The following is a 17,507-nucleotide window of genomic DNA, read 5'->3' on the forward strand; positions in this document are numbered from 1 at the left end:
CTCCAGAGGCGGCCGCATTCCTGTCACGAACAGACTGATGTCAAGGGATTGAAATACAGGCCAGGCCCTGCCAGGTTGTGAGTGATGATGAACTGAAATGGAGCATTAATGGAATCCTCGGCGCATTTGCCATAAGAGAACGTCAGATATTTCAGATACCGGCCAGGAAGCATTCCCACCTACCAAAAAGATTTAAGACAACATCATCGCTATTCCCCTGTAATGGTAAGGTATCTCCCACTGGGCAACGGGAGAGTCCTGGTCAGCTTTGACAGGGACTATCGCCTGGTGGATTTCTATTTTTCAGGGTCGCAGGCAGAAAACCACGCAATGGGCCACCCTTTCAGGCAGGGCATCTGGGTCAACGGAAAATTCAGCTGGATAAATGCTTCCATGATAACCAGATCTGATTATATGGACCACACCATGGTGGGCCTCAACCTCTACGAATTTGACGGAATATCATTCAGATCAGAGGATTTTGTTGACATATATGATGACGTATACGTTCGCCGGATGAGGATCAAAAACAGCACGCAGGAGAAGAAGGAAATCAGGATATTCCTGCACCAGAATTTCTATATTTACGGTAACAACATCGGCGACACTGCAATGTTCTATCCCGAGGGCAACTCGGTGGTTCATTACAAGGGACGCCGTTACTTCCTTAGCTCAACAGTTGACAGCTTGGGTTGCCAGATGGACCAGTACGCAATGGGAGTGAAGGACTTCCTGGAGATGGAGGGAACCTGGAAGGACGCTGAGGACGGGGTGCTGTCCATGAATCCCGTTGCAATAGGTTCAGTGGATTCTGTTATCAGGCACACACTGATTCTTGATCCGGGGCAGGAGGCAGACCTCTTCTATTACATAGCATGCGGCAGGGACCTTGACACGGTATCCGCTCTCCACAAGAACATGTCTTATGAACTGCTGGCCAGAATGGAACTCAGGACGGAAAATTACTGGCGGCTTTGGTCCACAAAAACAGTTCCGCAGATATCAGACGATCTGTTCTCTCTTTACAGGAGATCGCTTTTCATAATCCGGAGCCACCTGAATGATCTTGGGGGAATACTGGCATCAAGCGACAGCGACATTCTCAAGTCAAACAGGGACGGGTATTACTATGTATGGCCAAGAGATGCGGCAATTGCGGCCTTCGCGCTCATAAGGGCCAATCACCAGGGGCCCGCAAGGAAATTTTTTGATTTTTCCAGAAATACCATATCAAAGGAAGGGTACTACTATCACAAGTATCTACCTGACGGCAAGGTGGCCAGCAGCTGGCTTCCCAGAATCATGGGTGGAAAATCCATACTGCCAATACAGCAGGATGAAACCAACATAGTCCTGTGGGCCCTCTGGAAGCATTTCACCAAGATTAAGGATATAGAGTACATAGCTGATTTCTATGAGCCGCTGGTCCTCAAGGCAGCAAAATTCATACTGGATTTCAGGGACTCGGACGGACTTCCCCTGAGTTCATTTGATCTCTGGGAGGAACGGTATGGCGTTCATGCCTTCACCGTTGTGACAGCCTATGCTGCCCTGAGGTCCGCATCCAGGATAGCCGATACCTTCGGGGACGCAATATTCTCCAGGGACTACAACCAGGCAGCTGATCAGATGAGGGAACAGTTCGAGAAAAAATTCTTTCTGGAGGATTCCGGCTATTATGCAAGGGCTATGGTAGACGGACAGCCTGACAGGACAGTGGACAGCGCCATCACTTCAACCTTCCTCTTTGGCATGAAGGATGCCAGGGATCCCAGGGTGGAATCAAGCATGAAGGCTGTCATGTCCAAACTCTGGGTGAGCACAACGGGAGGAATAGCCAGGTACGAGAATGACTATTACCAGCGGATCAGGGATGATCCTGCAATTCCGGGAAATCCATGGATAATAACCACCCTCTGGGCTGCCCAGTACTACCTCAGGATTGGGGACACACAGAAGGCGCTTGAACTCATAAACTGGGTTGTGGCGCACAGGGAAAACAGCGGCATTCTTTCTGAACAGATCAACCCGTATGACGGCACGCCCTTGTCCGTATCACCGCTTGTATGGAGCCATGCGCAGTTCGTCATAACAATGACTGAGCTTGAGAGGGTGAACCAGGGCCAGAGGATCAACGGAACGGGCTGATCCAATATGATCCCGTGAACGATAAATAAGATATTGTAAGAAGGGATATGGAGAAGTAATGACTGATCAAGAAGACGAGATCAAGAAATGGGAGGAGAAAGTGTACAGCAGTGCACCGGATCCAACTGATATGCAGAAAATATCCATTGTTGTACTCATAGGCGTCATGTATGCAGTGATGATAACCCTTGTTTACCTGCTGGCCATACATGCCATAGCAGTCGCTCCGGTTTAGTGCTCCTGGCAGGACCAGTATGCTGTGTGGAGGAATTAATTGATAAGACTCCAGAAGTCAAATCTGATTGGTGTCTCTGAGGTCACATTCTTTGTGAGGGACGTCAGGGAGGCCACATGGTGGATACAGGACCTGACGGGGCTTGACCCGGTCTTCACCTCGGAAAACTTTTCAAAATTCAGGATAGGGAACACGGAACTCGGCCTGCATATTGCCGATAAGAAGACAGGACCTGGAACCGCTGGCAGCGTTGCCTACTGGGATGTGAAGGACCTGGAAACAGCCATAGTGGATTTTCTGTCCCTGGGTGGATGCCTCTACAGGGACCCCATAAATGGATCGGATGGTTCCAGGGTGTGCCAGGTAACTGACCTCTTCGGCAATGTCTGGGGCCTCAGGGAAGCTAATCACAGCTGAACTCATGACAACGTCATGTTGAATTTATCCCAGCATTCACGATTTCCATTAGATGCTCAAGAGTTCTCTGGTCCTCAACAAAAACGAATGTTCCGGCAATACCGCGAGTCAGCATGATTCTGTAGCGGTTTTTCAGAAGGGAAAGCGCCCTGGCAGGATCACGCAGGGCAACACTCCTGAGTGAATTCCTTCCTCCCACATTATCCATTACTGCGCCAGGATCCATGGTCCATGAATCATTTCGCCATATGAGATCCTTTCCCCAGATTACTCCTGCGTAATCCGCTTCAAAGCCCTGTGCACCATAGACTGACGCACATTTTTTCAGGGCGTCCCTGCCCTCAATCCAGTACTGGGGGTACTCGGTAGTTTCGTCCATGAGCCAGCTTATGTCAGGATTCCTGAAACGCAACTTCTCCTTTCTTCCATCGGATTCCGTGAAGGATGCCACAAGGGCCACCTTGCTTTTCTGCTGAATAGCTTCCAGAGCATGGATCATTTCCTCCATGTGGCCGAAAATCCTGAAATCATAGCCCTCTGGAACATCAGGGGATGCATTTCCAATGAGGTTTTCAACAAAGGCCGAATAACGTTCACCCCCGATGTTTCTGAAGACAGAATCCAGTGTTAGTTCATGTATCTCTGCTCCATTTTTGGCTGCGTATTTAAGGAAATTTTCCCTTGTTCCTGATTCTCCGCCCACAAGGATCTGGTTCTCATCATAGAAATATATCCCAACCCGGGACCTGGTCATTGAAAGGTCTATGACACTTTCAGACATCCGCTGGGCTTCGTCAAATACTATGAAATCAAGTGGTTTCCACAGATCCTCCACACGGAACCCCGGTTCACCGATGCCGTTGTTTCGCAAAGGCCCGGTGGAATAGAACCTGATCAGAGGCCTTATCTGGGCCGGAACAGCACGCCTCATTGTATTTATCAGCCGATTGTTTCTGTACGATATCAGACCGAAGTATCCCAGTCTTGTTGCCTCAAGAATTATGTTGAGGGCCACAAGCGTTTTGCCAGAACCCATCTTGCCCCTGATGAGGAAAATGGCCTTCCTTCCGGATTTCAGGGTTTCCAGGACTGAACTCAGAACCTTAACCTGATCGCCAGAAAGGCCATAACCAACCACTGAGAATGCCTTCAGGGGATCTGACATGATTTCCTGCCTGTGTTTTGTTATGAAATCTATGAGGGTGCTGCTCACAGAGAACCTGCCATTCAGTATGAGATCCGCCTCCTTTCTGGAGCCTTTTTCCTTCAATATGGGCTCCATTACAGCTGAGAAGTCCTTGGGTTCATAGTATATTGTGCAGTCGTTTCCATCTGTTGTATGATACATGAATACCACATCCCTGAAGTTGAAGCTCTGTGAAGCGGTATGGAAGTTCCTGAACTTGTAAAGATAGTTTGAGGACTGATAACAGGGTACAGGCTGCGGCCCCAGATCAGTTTCCGCCACAAGCCTGTCCACCTGCCTGTAGGTTCGCCAGCCCTTTGTTTCAACAATGACCACATCCTTCTTGCCAATGACCAGGTAATCTACCCTTTCATTCCCCACCGGGAAAATATACTCCATGGCAACAGGTACGCCGTCTGGAACAACCATTTTCATGGCATTCAGTGAACCTGCCCAGGAACCGCGGAGGTAAGCATCAGGGCGTTCTCTGGCCATTCGTTCATAGTTCATGTTCAGCCTGCCAAGTATGTCTTCTGTGGGGTCCGTCTGAAAACTTTCAGTGTAATACAGGCAATTTGAAAATGAATCTTCCATTCGGTAATTAAGAGACCAACCAATATAATTCTTTCATTCCGGTGACAAAGGATAATTGCTGGCCCATAAGAGACCTGTTTGGACGTATGCGATGTAAAGGCTGGGACAGAGGTGGTCTTAATCTATTTTGTGGCAACCAAAGCTCCGCAAGCCTCTCTCCCGGTTTCTGCTGCAAACGTTAAATAACTTAGGGCTATGCGAATAATATTGTCATCAGTGGTCAGGAAAGATCAGTCTGCAATGTCACAGTACAGATGGGTAATGGCTGCCATAGCCGGCCTGCTGATGACAACAAGCTTCATTTCCCTCACATCCTTTGGAATCCTCTCCGGCAGGATGGCTTCAACATTCGGCGTTAGTCCAACAGTCTTATCGGTACTTGGCATAGATGCATTTTCCATTGGACTGTTTGCTGCGTTCTTCCTGGGGCAGGGAGGCATCTTTGACGCCAGGCTGAAGACAGGCGTGCTTGTGGCTCAGCTGTTCCTTATTGTGCCGCAGTTCCTTATACCGGTATTTCACGTACTGTATGTGCTGGTGGCACTCCGGTTCTTCCAGGGCCTGATGATTATGATGCTTGCTCTTTTCTCCATACAGCTTGAGGGTTGGTTCCCGCCTGACGAAAGGGCTAGATCACTGGCATTCACCCTGGGAGCCATATCACTTGGAAGTGCTGCTGGTGGTATACTCTCCGGGGTCCTGACATCCTTGAGCTGGCAGGAATCTTACTACATAACAGGAATAATCATGGTGGCTGGAGCCCTGATATATTTCATATTTGCAAAGGATTCAACCGCACAGAGGAAGGAGATCATACAGGCCGAGAAGCTAAATCACAGAAGTGTCTGGAAGGATCCAATGGTTATTTTAATGGGGCTTGCACAGCTTCCCCTGAGCTGGGTTCTGTTCAGCGTTGGAGGTTATCTCTCCACCTACTCTTATCATCTGGGCTATTCAGTTTCCCAGACAGGGACGCTCATCATCGGATGGGGAATATCGGGATTCATAGCTGCCTTTGTGGGAGCGGTGCTTGGTGACAGGATAGCTGGAAAGAGGTCTTCCAACAGAGGGATACTGAAATCCAGGCTGGTAATAATGACCACAGCGGATATACTGATGGCGCTTGGAATAGTTCTTATGATGACAACCGGAAGATTGTCCTTCTATTATCTTCTTCTGGCCGCTGTTGTGAACGGGTTCCTCATGATGTTTCCACCTAACTACTGGGCTCTTCCAGGCAACATTTTCCCCCTGGCCATTGTGAGTGCAGGAGCCTTCGGAATGGGACTTATTTCCAACTCCGCTGATGCCATTGGCCCCCTGGTGACGTCATCGTTGCTTTCAGATATTGGCTGGAACGGGATTTTTTTCATAATGCTCGGATTATCGTTCCTTGGTATACTGATAAACCTGATTATCTACAGATCAAAAATCCCGCTGCCGGGGAATGATTCAAGATGACCCGAAAAAAATCAAAATCGGAATTTGTCTGGGTTTTTATTTTGGTGATGAAGGACTCAGCATGACTTCACAATCTGTATGGCCTTTCCAAAAGAATTTAACGCTAAAAGGTGTAACTGTTTATGGATGTTGATAAAGTTTGGGCAGAAGTTCTGGAACTTGAACTAGAACTCGTTGACATGAGAAGGAGACTCCACAGGAACCCGGAACTTTCATATAAGGAATACAGTACTTCAAAATTTGTTGCCGATACCCTGAGGAGATATGGTGTCGAGGTAACGGAAAAACTTGGAGGCACAGATGGGACGGGTCCACGGATCAAGTATGACGCAGACCTATGTACATCTATCAGGAAGGGATCAGGACAATGCAATCCTGAAGGCATACGGTATTGAGGTCAAGGATGAGGCGAAGGAGATCGAAACTGCAATCATTAAGTCGGAAGTTGTGGATGCTCCAACAGAAAGGATTGTCAAATCATTTCCCGATGACTTCAAGGATCTGATCCTTGAGACGGTACTGGAGCAAATCGCTGGGAATCCGGAATTGAGGGAGAGATTCCAGAGGGAATTAACAGAACAGGGAAAGTAATTGGACAGATAGGGATTTGATTAAAGTTTTAATCAAGTATGAAAACCATTTTGGGAAAATTAGATCATGGGCGATTTCACGATTGGAATCTCTCATAGTCGCTCCCTCCCATTTAGATTGGGAAGCACATGATTCAGATCCGATGGTTCTAGGCAGTGGGGTAATACAGAAAGTGTTCCGCTATTCAATCTCTGGAAAGAGTTAAAGGTTTGGCTAATTAACTTCTTTCATAGAAGAAGCATATTTCCTATTAAATTCGTTGATAACGTTCACAATAAACTTGGAAGCTTTATCATATTGGTCCAGAGCTGCATCTTTGTTGGTCTGAAGCTTAAACAAATCATTCGGCCCACTAACGACATACCCGTGTAATTGTTCGACAATTGGCAATCTTGAAAAATCTCCATGAGCCGCGGCCTTTCTTCTTTCTATGAAAACGTTTTTACATATCGTATCGTTTATGTTCAACAGATAAGCGCAATTATAACCACATTTTTCAACGCTCTTCAACGTGTTGGGTTCCAATGTCTTGTGTTTATAAATTGTATAGCCATTTCCAATTTCGACTACTCTATTCCATCGTTCAGTATAATATATAGTCCCTCTAACAGTGTTGACTTTAATCCAATCCTCCCGGACATCCTTATAACAATGGCCTTCAGGATTCTTTCTAAAATCAATATACAGTATTACGTTGCAGACCCTTTCTATAGCCGCCGATGAAGCGATAATTGATGAGTTGAACTCCCCGATTATGTAGTTTATCGAGCTACTTCTCATTATTTCAATACTTTCCCACATTTCGTTACGTAAGAAATCATTTTCTGCACTATCAGACGTGAAGTTCCAACTATCATATTTCCATTCAGTGTACAATGAATCCAGATCATTTATTCTACTTTGAATGGACTTTTGTCCTGTTATTGAATTATTATTTCCAGTTCGAAAAAACTCATCCAGATCAGAATATTTCCTTTCACTTTTAAACATAGAATAACGATCCATAGCAAAATATCAATTTGTCCATTCCTGTAGACCTCGGAACATAACATCATAGAGGTGTTACCGCATTAAAGATGGATGGATGTTAATTTTTCCTGTTCCTGACTCTTAAACCTTCCATCAGAATCGTATACTGCGAAATATTTTTATGTAAAAAAGTAGTATTTGATTTAGGTTCTCTTTAAGATCTAAAAGGTTGTGATTCATATATTTGTAGAAGCGAAAAGAATCAGAGTCAGGTTCGAAAATATTGATAGACACCCTATTATAAAGGACTATCACTACATTCTAAAAAATACTCTGTTGTCTAAGCTGGAGCAGTATGATAGAACCCTTTCTACTAAGGTGCATGATGAATGGAAGTCATTTTTCGTTTTCAGCGGATTCATAGGTAAGTTGTGGAACACAGAGGTTGGGTTGCTGTTCAGGACAGCAGAAATATCAATTGGTAGCCCAGATTTAGAGATAATAAAGGGCCTTAGCAAAGCTATGGTTATGGAACCATTCATCTATCTGGGTAACGTAAGACTCAGAGTTTCACAAATTAAAGTGGAGAACTTTCATATAGCTGATGGAATATCTTCAATAGATTATGAATCGCTTGGCGAGGTTGTGATAAAGAAAGGAGATAAAACTGGAAAAACAGATCATGTTGGTGTTAATGATGACGTTGCAAAGGCAATCAAAGAAACCATAGTAAGGCAGTCTAAAGCAGCAACGGGCTATCTTGGAGAAATAGATGTGGAGGTGGTCTCCGCCGTTCAGAAAAAGAGAGCTGTTTATAAAGATGGCAACCTAATTAATTCGTTCATAGCTCTGAGACTGTCTTTTAAAGTTAAGGCTGATGCTAGGGTTCATGAGTTCCTTCTTACACAGGGTCTCGGCCATCATCGGAAGATGGGCTTTGGCATGCTGTCAGTTAAAAAAGGGACGGAATCAGCTTAATGAGCTTTCAAATTAAATTCAGCAATGATGTCCCTTCATGGACAAAACTTGGAACCGCTGAGTTTTTTAGGCTTATTGATTCTCCCGAAGATTCTGAAAATGAAATTCAAAAAACGGCAGTTTCAATGGGAGTACAATGGAATCGGAATAACCTTTTCATTCAGGCTGAAAAGGAGGATACTTTAAATGAGTTCTTGGTGTTCTGTGCCGACTGGTATACGAGAAACAAACTCTCTGTCAGTTTAAACTATGATCTTCTTGTCCAGTATGATTTTGAAGGTAAACCATACCTAAGTGATTCCCCAATAATTAGGCCAGCCACCCTTGGGCACGTACGCATAAACACAAGTAACTATAAACCTGCAGGAACAAAGGAAGTAAAGATCGAAGATCTACCCGAGAATTTGCAGAAAGAAGTTGAAAAAATAAGAAAAAGTGGAACGATTAACGGAAAGAGTTATGAGGGACTAAAGAACGCGAAACTATGGCCAAAGGAGAGATACATAGAATTCAATGTTATATCCACAACAGGGAAAAAAGGAACTTGCTTTGGATGCGGTGCAGAAGATTATTTAACAGAAACAAAGATGACGCAGTTTCCGAGCACTGTTGGTCTTGAAAACTTTTCAAATTTCTTCAGCTATCACAAGGGTAAAATTGGGTTCTGCAGAGCCTGTTCAATCTCCAACCATTTTGCTTTAATGAGGGTTATGTATTTTTCCAATAGAAAATCTACTTTTCTCGCAGTTCCGGAATCGAATGACGTGCAGGAACTCACTCAGTTTCTCTTGACAATAGAGGATATCTATCAGATTCAGAAGCTACAGAAAAAATTGATGGAAAGTGAAAGGGCAGACAGGATTGTTATATCCAGGTCGAATTACCAGTATTCTAATTTTATCGACAAACCGCAGAGGTACTCAGGTTTCTATTTCCTTGTTCTTGCAATGTTTGTGGCCATCAGGGAGGGTATTAGGGATATGGTGTCCAGAGTAAAGGACAACATTGAACTCCAGGAATATACAAAGAGCGCCATTTTAAAAGATATATTACGGGCATCTGGCAAGGAAATTCCGGACAGAGAATATGAAAAAATACTTTACAGATCATGGATTTTTACTCTGTTGGTTGGTGATCAGCTTGTGAGAAGCTGGCGATATCAAAGCTCTCCAGAATCTCTGGAATTAATAGAATCGATTAACATGAAAATTAGCAGCCATAACTTTATGTCACTGGTGGCTGATCTCATTTACAAGAAGGGTGATTCGTGGATAGATGCAAGAAGGGAGGAGTTTTCAAGGTCGATCCTTTACGGGAATCCATCAATAGGAATACTGGAAAGATATACATGGGATGCTTTGTTAAGCGAGCAGAAGGTCAAATATGGAGTTCAAGAGCTCGCAATAATTTTATCAAGATACGCCTTGGGAGGGAATGAAATGGAGAAGAATGAAATAATAAACCAATGCAAAAGTATAGGAATGAAAGTTGCAGATCTGGCAAAAGAGGATAACAGTAAATCTCTTCTGTACGAGCTCAGATCGGTGGGAAATGCCCAGTCATTGAGGGCGTTCATTGAAAGATTGACGTTTCTTTATGTCTTGAAGGGAAAGAATACTGGGATATCCAACGAATTTATAGATGCGCTTTCAGAAGGCAAAGAATGGAGTAAGTACAAGAGTATTATAGCAATCGTTGCTAACCAGAGATATTCCTATATGAATGGAAAAGTACAAATGGAGGTGCCAGCAGAATGAAAGTTAACTGCCTTACATTTACGTCTCTGATAAAAATAGATATGGGAAACTCTAACTCTAGCTATAACGAAGACATAATATCAACAATTAAGAAAATTAGGTTCCCCAATGGAGATTCATATCCATACATATCTGCTCAGGCTATCAGAAGGATGGCAAGGGAGAGAATGAGAGACGCAGGATTCCCAATTTCACCAAAGGATGAAGAAAGTGGAAAGAGTAAGTCGCCATTTTCAACACAATGCGATCCGGTTACCTATGTTGACGATGACCTTTTTGGTTTCATGAATGCTAAGGAAAGGACATCAAGAACCAGTGTTGTACGGGTTTCTCCAGCCGTGGGTCTGTTTCCCTATACCTTTGATAGAGACCTGGGGATACAGAATAACAGCGATATCCATCAGGATCACAGGATGTATGAGACGGAGATATCATCAAACTGGTACGCATATAGCGTGCTAATAGAACTGGACAGAATTGGGAATGGTGTTCAAGAAATAAAGAAAGGGGCCAACTTTCAGGACTGGTCAATCGAACCTAGAGACAGACTGTCAAGACTGAGGGGGGTACTGGAATCATTCTTATATCTGTGGGGAGGAGGAAAGCAATCTAGGCTACTCGCAAGCAGTGCTCCAGTTGCTGTAGCCATTTCAACCCAAAAGGTAAAAAATCCAATATGGATGGGAAAGCTTAAGGTGGACGAGGACGGCAAACTCAGCGATGCAACCCTCACAAGGACGCTTGAGGAAAACAAGGAGATACTTGTGAGGTCAGAGATTGGCACTGACGGCTCTGCAGTGAAATCCAGTGCTTTTGGCAAATCCCCAAGGCTCGCCTTCACGGAAATAATGGACAGTTTAGATGTACAGGCATTTTCATGACCGAAGCCGTCAGGATCATATGCTACGGACTGACTAATGGTTTCAGAACACCTCTGTCACACTCCGTGCACGATACTCTTCCGTTGCCAACTCCTACAAATCTAATAGGCCTTGTTGGTTCCGCTATGGGAACAGGCAGGAGTGAGATGGAAGATTATTATTACAAGTTCAAAGTGGCCGTGGTAGGATCACACAATGCTATGTATCAGGATCTAACGCACATTACAAAATATAAATATGGTGGAGAAATAAAAGAACCGCTTTCCCTGCTTTACAGAGAAAATTTATATGATAACCATTTTGTAATATGGGTGATACCATCAACCAAGGATCTACTGGACGAAGCGTTTCAAGCCTTTATCTCCCCTAAATTTGCACTTTCCCTTGGACGTGACGATGAAATCATAAGAATAGACCACGTTGATAAAGTATCTCTTGAAACTGCTAAAGACCCTGTTATCTCGGATACGGTTGTGCCTTTCAAGCTGGATCCGAAAGAGGACGAGATTCTAAATTCAAGCGACATTCTGATACCACTTGTATCAATGCCACTGCCGAGGGCTTTTAAAATAGAAAAAGATAATTCAAGGACCCCTGTTGATTTCAGGAATTATACATTCATCGAACGTTACAGAATAAGAACCAGAAAGGAAGGGGCCCTATCTGATGGGGAATATACCTTCTATGCTCTCTGAAGAAATTGTCTTAGCTAAGGGAAATGGCCAGACACTGAAAGATCACCGTTTTGAGTGTCTGGAAAAGCTCAACCAATTTCGGTTAAGCCTTGGGAGTGGGACTGAAGAATTCCTAAGGTATTTTGGTATCAATACTGATGAGTTTTGGCAGCAGATAGCATTTTTAGTGTCTAATCACGATTTTGGCAAACTTAACACGAGGTTTCAGAAGAAGATATGGGATGTTTACAGCAACTCAGGGAAAGAATTACATGGCGTCCCTAAGGATGTGCCCCATAATTTTATTTCCATACTCTATTTCACAAACAGTAGACTCTGGAACTTGCTTGGTAGTGATCGTGTGAATTTGTGTGCAATTGCTGCCATGCATCATCACGGTTCACTTGTTATGCCAGAGAAACGCTTGTTCGACAGACAGAATGAGATCATTCTCCAGGGTTTAGATGAATATGTAGGATTTGATGATGGACTAGATAGTTTGAGACCCTCACAAAATGGGTTAAATGAGCTCAAGCTACCTATAAAAACATCATTGCTCAGGTCATTTTACTTTGATTTTCTGTTAACAGAGGTAAATGATTATGATTTAATGATCAAAAGAAGATGGGTCTTTCCACTATTGAAGCAGTATCTTCATCTTTCTGACTGGAGTGCATCCGGAGCTAATATGGGGATTACATCAATCGTTAATCCGTGGACCATGGTAGAGGGTGTGCTCAAAAAGAAAAAATCATCGGCTACTATATTACGAAAAAATGTACAGGAGGCGGTTTCAGGTTTGGGTACTAAAGCAATACTGCTGGCACCTACCGGAAGCGGAAAGACAGAGGCAGCAATCAGATGGGCTTCCCTCCAGAAGAAACAGAGGGCTCTTTTCTCACTCCCAACTCGAGCTTTAGTGGATGATATCTATTATAGGTTTCAGGGTGATGAAAACACGGAAGGGTATTTTCCCAATGTCACCGGCATACTTCATGGGGCGTCTGATTACACAGTCAGATCAAATGATACAGAGGACCCTGATTCCCACGAATTCGATCGCTATTTTCATCGCCCAGTGATGGTTACAACAATTGATCAGATACTTTTCAGCCTCTTTAACATAGGAAGATGGGACGCTGTAAATTTCTCACTTGCACATGGAAGCCTAATAATTGATGAAATACATTCATACGACAAAGTGACCTTGAGCCTGGTAGCGGAGCTCATAAAGCAAACAAGAACTTTCAAAATGCCCATACTTATGATGACTGCCACACTCCCATCATGGTTCCCCGGTGCAATCTCAGCAATTTCTGATGAAACATTCGACATTGCAAGAGTCTCAGGATTGAAGCAGAAGGCGCCTTGGAAAATTAACCGAATGGAAAAGATTGACCTTGACACGATAGGAAAAATGGGCAAAGACAATAATATCCTGATTGTTGTCAATAACGTTAAGGAATGCATTGATTTATATGGTATCCTGAAGGAAATGGGGACCAACGTCCGATGCCTCCACTCTAGATTTCTTCAGTTCGACAGAAGGGAAATAATCAGGTGGGCCAAGTCATTGGGCCCCAAGGGGAGAATTCTTGTATCCACTCAAGTGGTAGAAGCTGGAATGGACATTGATTATGATGTCCTTGTTACAGAGATTAGCCCGGTCGATTCCATAATACAGAGAGCTGGTCGAGTCAACAGGATCAGAGATCCTGATAGAAATTCAGAGATCTTTGTATTTGAACCTCTTGGAAACAATCTTGAAATTAGTGAACTCATCTATGGAAAACCGCATCTTGACAGAACTAGAGAGATCCTTGAGAGGCTTAATGCGGATGACTTATCTATTCAGAAGTCTCTAGACTATGTATATCCTGCAAATGAGGAAAATGATGACCTTATTCGTACATATGACAAGATTCACCAGTTAGTTGTGGAATGTGAGAGTTTTGGAGGAAATGGCGATGGAAGGAAACATGGGGATGGTCTTCATTCGTTACCAATAAGAGAAGCAGATCTGCCAATAAAAACCAGAGAATCAAAATATGTTTCCATTGACGTTGTGCCGGTTGAGTTTTTGAAAGAAGCAATGAGCAGCAACTGGAGGGAATATACGCTCAGGTTGCCTCTAAAATCCTTTGCAAGATATATAGATTTCAAAGGCAGGTTTCCTGTTGTTAACCTACGTTATAGCAGGGATACTGGGCTTCAACAGCCTGAAGGTGCGGAGGATAGAGATGCATTTTTCATATGATAATCTGACGGGTACTTTGGTTAACTACTTCGGACACTGCAAAAGACAGGCATGGCTATTCGCCAGAGGTTTCAGAATGGAAGGTGGATCCGATCTGGTAAGAAGGGGAAAATGGATAGATGAAAATACCTTTTTAAGGAGTGCCGAAGTGAATTTCGTCAGTCAGAACATTAAAACAGATTTTGTTGTTAGGAAAGAAGGATATGTTGAAATTCACGAGGTCAAGTCGAGCAAGGGACTGAAAAATGAGCACAAGCTTCAACTTGGCTTCTATCTCCTAAAACTGGAACAGGCTGGAATAAGAGCCGTGGGAATACTTAACTATCCAGAAACGAGAGAAACAGTTAAGGTCACGTTGGAAGATATACGGATCGAACTGATGGAAACCATTGGAAGCATTATTTCTGTTTTAAACGGTAATTGTCCCAAAAGGCTGGAGAGAACAAAGTGTAAGGGGTGTGCGTATTACGAATTATGCTATTCCAATCAAGAGGTGTTTTGACTGAGTGAACCGCTGTACCTGACGAAAGATGGAAAACTTGAAAGGAACGAGAATACAGTATACTTCGAGAACGAGGTTCAGAAATTTCCAATACCCATCGAACAGGTAAGTGAGATCTATTGTGTATCGCATATAACCATTACCAGCGGGGTAATTCACTTTTTGGCACAGAAAGAGATTCCAATACATTTCTTCAACCACTATGGCTATTACGAAGCCTCGCTTTGGCCTCGAAAGAAGGATGTAGCCGGACAAATTATCATTTCTCAGGCGAAAGCCTATCTTGATCCGGAAGTTAGATTCAGGCTTGCCTCGTCTTTTGTAATTGGAGCCGCAATGAACATTATTAACGTCATAAAAAGTCAGGGGAGAAAAGACATAGATCTAACGAAAAGGATAGATGAAATCAGGAATTACCTGGATAACATTCCTTCAAGCTCTCCCTCAATTCCAGCTTTAATGGGTATAGAGGGAAACATAAGGAGACTCTATTACTCAGCATTAGACGAAATCTTGCCAGATTGGCTAATGCTGGGCGCGAGAAAGTATAATCCTCCTGGGAATGCAGGGAATTCACTTATGAGCTTCTGTAATAGCCTCTCATACACAGCATGTCTGACTGAGATTTATCATACGCAGCTCGATCCTACCCTCAGCTTCCTTCACGAGCCCGGTGAAAGAAGGTTTAGTCTATCTCTGGACTTGGCTGAAATATTCAAACCAGCAATTACTGACAGAATTTTCCTGAAGTTAAGTAACAGAGGGCAATTGGATGCAACTCACTTTGATAATGATTTGCAAGGGACCGTATTATCTGAAAAAGGCCGGAGACTAGTCCTTAAAACTTTTCAGGAAAAAATGGAGGATACAATAACGCATAGGGGTCTGAAAAGGAAAGTTACCTACAGAAGATTGATAAGACTGGAATGCTATAAAGTCCTTAACGACATCACGCTTGGCGAACTGTACCATCCTTTGATTGCCTGGTGGTAGCTATGTTCTATATTGTTACATATGATGTGAATGAAGCAAGAGTCAATCATGTAAAGAAACTGCTTCGCGTGTTTCTCAAATGGGATCAAAATTCGGTGGTCTCAGGTGATTTAACTGATTCACAGTATAGGGAATTAAGAGACAGATTGGATAAGATATTGGACAAAACACAGGACCATGTCATAATATTCAAATCCAGATCCAGCAAATTCCTCCTACGTGAAGATATAGGAACTCCAAAAGGGTTTGGCGAAGATGATTCCCTCTTCATCTGAAATCCCCAATTCAGTCCCATATTTAAAAAGTAATAAGACAAATTTGCAGGTTTAACGTTAAAGCTTACATAAATCATTCGCAGGGGTAATGCAGAAATCCAGTAAAAAACGGATTGCAGTTTAACCAGTTAGGATTGAAAGGGGGCAGATGCTGATGCATTCAGGGCAAGCATTGTAATTGCAGTTTAACCAGTTAGGATTGAAAGCCGATAACATTACGCTGACTGCACATAACGGTACAGATTGCAGTTTAACCAGTTAGGATTGAAAGATGGAACTGGAATGAGAGGTTACTGAGACAGAAATAATTGCAGTTTAACCAGTTAGGATTGAAAGCGGACTGTCACTTTAACTGTGTAGGTGCCCGTACCTATTGCAGTTTAACCAGTTAGGATTGAAAGACAGGAGGGAATGGAGGTATTTTTCCTTGCAGGAGAATTGCAGTTTAACCAGTTAGGATTGAAAGACCGTACAGGCAGACTCTGTATCCTATGCCATCTACAATTGCAGTTTAACCAGTTAGGATTGAAAGATCGTATAGGAGCCGGCTGAAAATGTTGTGTTAAAGATTGCAGTTTAACCAGTTAGGATTGAAAGATGGGATAACCGACATCAGCTGAGCTTACATTGCTGATTGCAGTTTAACCAGTTAGGATTGAAAGTTGGATGCATTGCCTGATGCCACAACATCGGTCAGAATTGCAGTTTAACCAGTTAGGATTGAAAGCTGGAATCAAGCGGGGACGGGACACACGAGGGAATTATTGCAGTTTAACCAGTTAGGATTGAAAGACGACATATGGGAGAAGGCCTCATCCCGCCATAACGATTGCAGTTTAACCAGTTAGGATTGAAAGCGATACTGGCACTGATCGTCCTCGCCTATTTCCAGAATTGCAGTTTAACCAGTTAGGATTGAAAGAGTACTGGCCCAAACGCTCCTTGAGCGGATGGGTAGATTGCAGTTTAACCAGTTAGGATTGAAAGCCGACATCCGCACGCTGTATGTCGCCCCCGATTCTGATTGCAGTTTAACCAGTTAGGATTGAAAGTGGAACCACAGGTCAAAGAACTGGTATAGCCTTTTTATTGCAGTTTAACCAGTTAGGATTGAAAGCAAAACCGAACAGTGATAAAAATGACACTGAACCGAATTGCAGTTTAACCAGTTAGGATTGAAAGTCGAACTGGAGAAGAAAAAGAAAGACATGCTTGAAGATTGCAGTTTAACCAGTTAGGATTGAAAGTTAGCCATGCTTCTGTTGTATGTAAGGTAAAGGAAAATTGCAGTTTAACCAGTTAGGATTGAAAGCCCTTTATTCAGGAAACCATCTGGAAAGGGAATTATAATTGCAGTTTAACCAGTTAGGATTGAAAGTTGTCTCTCCAAGCCCTACGTATGGCATTCGCATCAATTGCAGTTTAACCAGTTAGGATTGAAAGATGTCTATGGGGGATTTCTGCGGTTCAAGTTCCGCTATTGCAGTTTAACCAGTTAGGATTGAAAGTTGACTACCTCTCAAGGAAGAAGGAGATGTTCTGGAATTGCAGTTTAACCAGTTAGGATTGAAAGCCCTTTATTCAGGAAA

15 protein-coding genes and 1 CRISPR repeat array (1 of these 16 running past the window's edge) are annotated in these 17,507 nt (G+C 43.4%); of the genes, 13 read left to right on the top strand and 2 right to left on the bottom strand.

The window, feature by feature from the left end; translation table 11 throughout:
- The first annotated feature begins 222 nt into the window (after nucleotides 1-222).
- The 3 genes from RE469_05425 to RE469_05435 are packed head-to-tail and all read left to right on the top strand — an operon-like array spanning nucleotide 223 to nucleotide 2,800.
- Nucleotides 223-2,148, top strand: coding sequence for a glycoside hydrolase family 15 protein (locus RE469_05425; protein ID WMT43652.1), 1,926 nt, complete (start codon nucleotides 223-225; stop codon nucleotides 2,146-2,148).
- A gap of 58 nt (nucleotides 2,149-2,206) precedes the next feature.
- Nucleotides 2,207-2,383, top strand: coding sequence for a hypothetical protein (locus tag RE469_05430; GenBank protein ID WMT43653.1), 177 nt, complete (start codon nucleotides 2,207-2,209; stop codon nucleotides 2,381-2,383).
- A 39-nt stretch (nucleotides 2,384-2,422) separates the two neighbouring features.
- Nucleotides 2,423-2,800, top strand: coding sequence for a hypothetical protein (locus RE469_05435; protein WMT43654.1), 378 nt, complete (start codon nucleotides 2,423-2,425; stop codon nucleotides 2,798-2,800).
- A gap of 13 nt (nucleotides 2,801-2,813) precedes the next feature.
- Here RE469_05435 and RE469_05440 read toward each other — a convergent pair whose 3' ends face one another.
- Entirely contained in the window at nucleotides 2,814-4,580 is a 1,767-nt protein-coding gene (locus tag RE469_05440; GenBank protein ID WMT43655.1) for a DUF2075 domain-containing protein, read from the bottom strand.
- Between the two features lie 216 nt (nucleotides 4,581-4,796).
- Between RE469_05440 and RE469_05445 the strand changes: the two genes are divergently transcribed.
- Nucleotides 4,797-6,041: an MFS transporter gene (locus tag RE469_05445; GenBank protein ID WMT45641.1), complete on the top strand. Its 1,245-nt coding sequence runs from the start codon at nucleotides 4,797-4,799 to the stop codon at nucleotides 6,039-6,041.
- Between the two features lie 300 nt (nucleotides 6,042-6,341).
- On the top strand, nucleotides 6,342-6,632 hold the full coding sequence (locus RE469_05450) for a hypothetical protein (protein WMT43656.1): 291 nt from the start codon (nucleotides 6,342-6,344) through the stop codon (nucleotides 6,630-6,632).
- A gap of 213 nt (nucleotides 6,633-6,845) precedes the next feature.
- Here the strand turns inward: RE469_05450 and RE469_05455 are convergent, their stop codons facing one another.
- Complete coding sequence (locus RE469_05455; protein ID WMT43657.1) at nucleotides 6,846-7,622, bottom strand: hypothetical protein; 777 nt, start codon at nucleotides 7,620-7,622, stop codon at nucleotides 6,846-6,848.
- A 315-nt stretch (nucleotides 7,623-7,937) separates the two neighbouring features.
- Here RE469_05455 and RE469_05460 point away from each other — a divergent pair, with 315 nt between their 5' ends.
- Genes RE469_05460 through cas2 form a run of 8 tightly spaced genes read left to right on the top strand, consistent with a single transcriptional unit; the run spans nucleotide 7,938 to nucleotide 15,918 of the window.
- Nucleotides 7,938-8,579, top strand: a complete 642-nt coding sequence (locus tag RE469_05460) for a CRISPR-associated endoribonuclease Cas6 (protein WMT43658.1) — start codon at nucleotides 7,938-7,940, stop codon at nucleotides 8,577-8,579.
- On the top strand, nucleotides 8,579-10,336 hold the full coding sequence (locus RE469_05465) for a hypothetical protein (GenBank protein WMT43659.1): 1,758 nt from the start codon (nucleotides 8,579-8,581) through the stop codon (nucleotides 10,334-10,336). Before RE469_05460 ends, RE469_05465 begins: the two co-directional genes overlap by 1 nt.
- Nucleotides 10,333-11,217, top strand: coding sequence for a type I-B CRISPR-associated protein Cas7/Cst2/DevR (cas7i, locus tag RE469_05470; GenBank protein ID WMT43660.1), 885 nt, complete (start codon nucleotides 10,333-10,335; stop codon nucleotides 11,215-11,217). Before RE469_05465 ends, cas7i begins: the two co-directional genes overlap by 4 nt.
- Complete coding sequence (cas5, locus tag RE469_05475) at nucleotides 11,214-11,912, top strand: CRISPR-associated protein Cas5 (GenBank protein ID WMT43661.1); 699 nt, start codon at nucleotides 11,214-11,216, stop codon at nucleotides 11,910-11,912. Before cas7i ends, cas5 begins: the two co-directional genes overlap by 4 nt.
- Nucleotides 11,902-14,148 (top strand): CRISPR-associated helicase Cas3', encoded by a 2,247-nt coding sequence (cas3, locus tag RE469_05480; protein ID WMT43662.1) that lies wholly within the window; start codon nucleotides 11,902-11,904, stop codon nucleotides 14,146-14,148. The genes cas5 and cas3 overlap by 11 nt, the downstream gene beginning before the upstream one ends.
- Nucleotides 14,132-14,650, top strand: coding sequence for a CRISPR-associated protein Cas4 (cas4, locus tag RE469_05485; protein ID WMT45642.1), 519 nt, complete (start codon nucleotides 14,132-14,134; stop codon nucleotides 14,648-14,650). The genes cas3 and cas4 overlap by 17 nt, the downstream gene beginning before the upstream one ends.
- 18 nt (nucleotides 14,651-14,668) lie before the next feature.
- Nucleotides 14,669-15,643 (top strand): type I-B CRISPR-associated endonuclease Cas1b, encoded by a 975-nt coding sequence (gene cas1b / locus RE469_05490; GenBank protein WMT45643.1) that lies wholly within the window; start codon nucleotides 14,669-14,671, stop codon nucleotides 15,641-15,643.
- Nucleotides 15,644-15,645: 2 nt separating this feature from the next.
- Nucleotides 15,646-15,918, top strand: coding sequence for a CRISPR-associated endonuclease Cas2 (gene cas2 / locus RE469_05495; GenBank protein ID WMT43663.1), 273 nt, complete (start codon nucleotides 15,646-15,648; stop codon nucleotides 15,916-15,918).
- Nucleotides 15,919-16,030: 112 nt separating this feature from the next.
- A CRISPR array of direct repeats spans nucleotides 16,031-17,507; the repeat unit is 29 nt; unit sequence ATTGCAGTTTAACCAGTTAGGATTGAAAG; it runs 2,133 nt beyond the window's last position.

The organism is Cuniculiplasma divulgatum (genome assembly GCA_031200235.1).
Lineage (GTDB): Archaea > Thermoplasmatota > Thermoplasmata > Thermoplasmatales > Thermoplasmataceae > UBA509.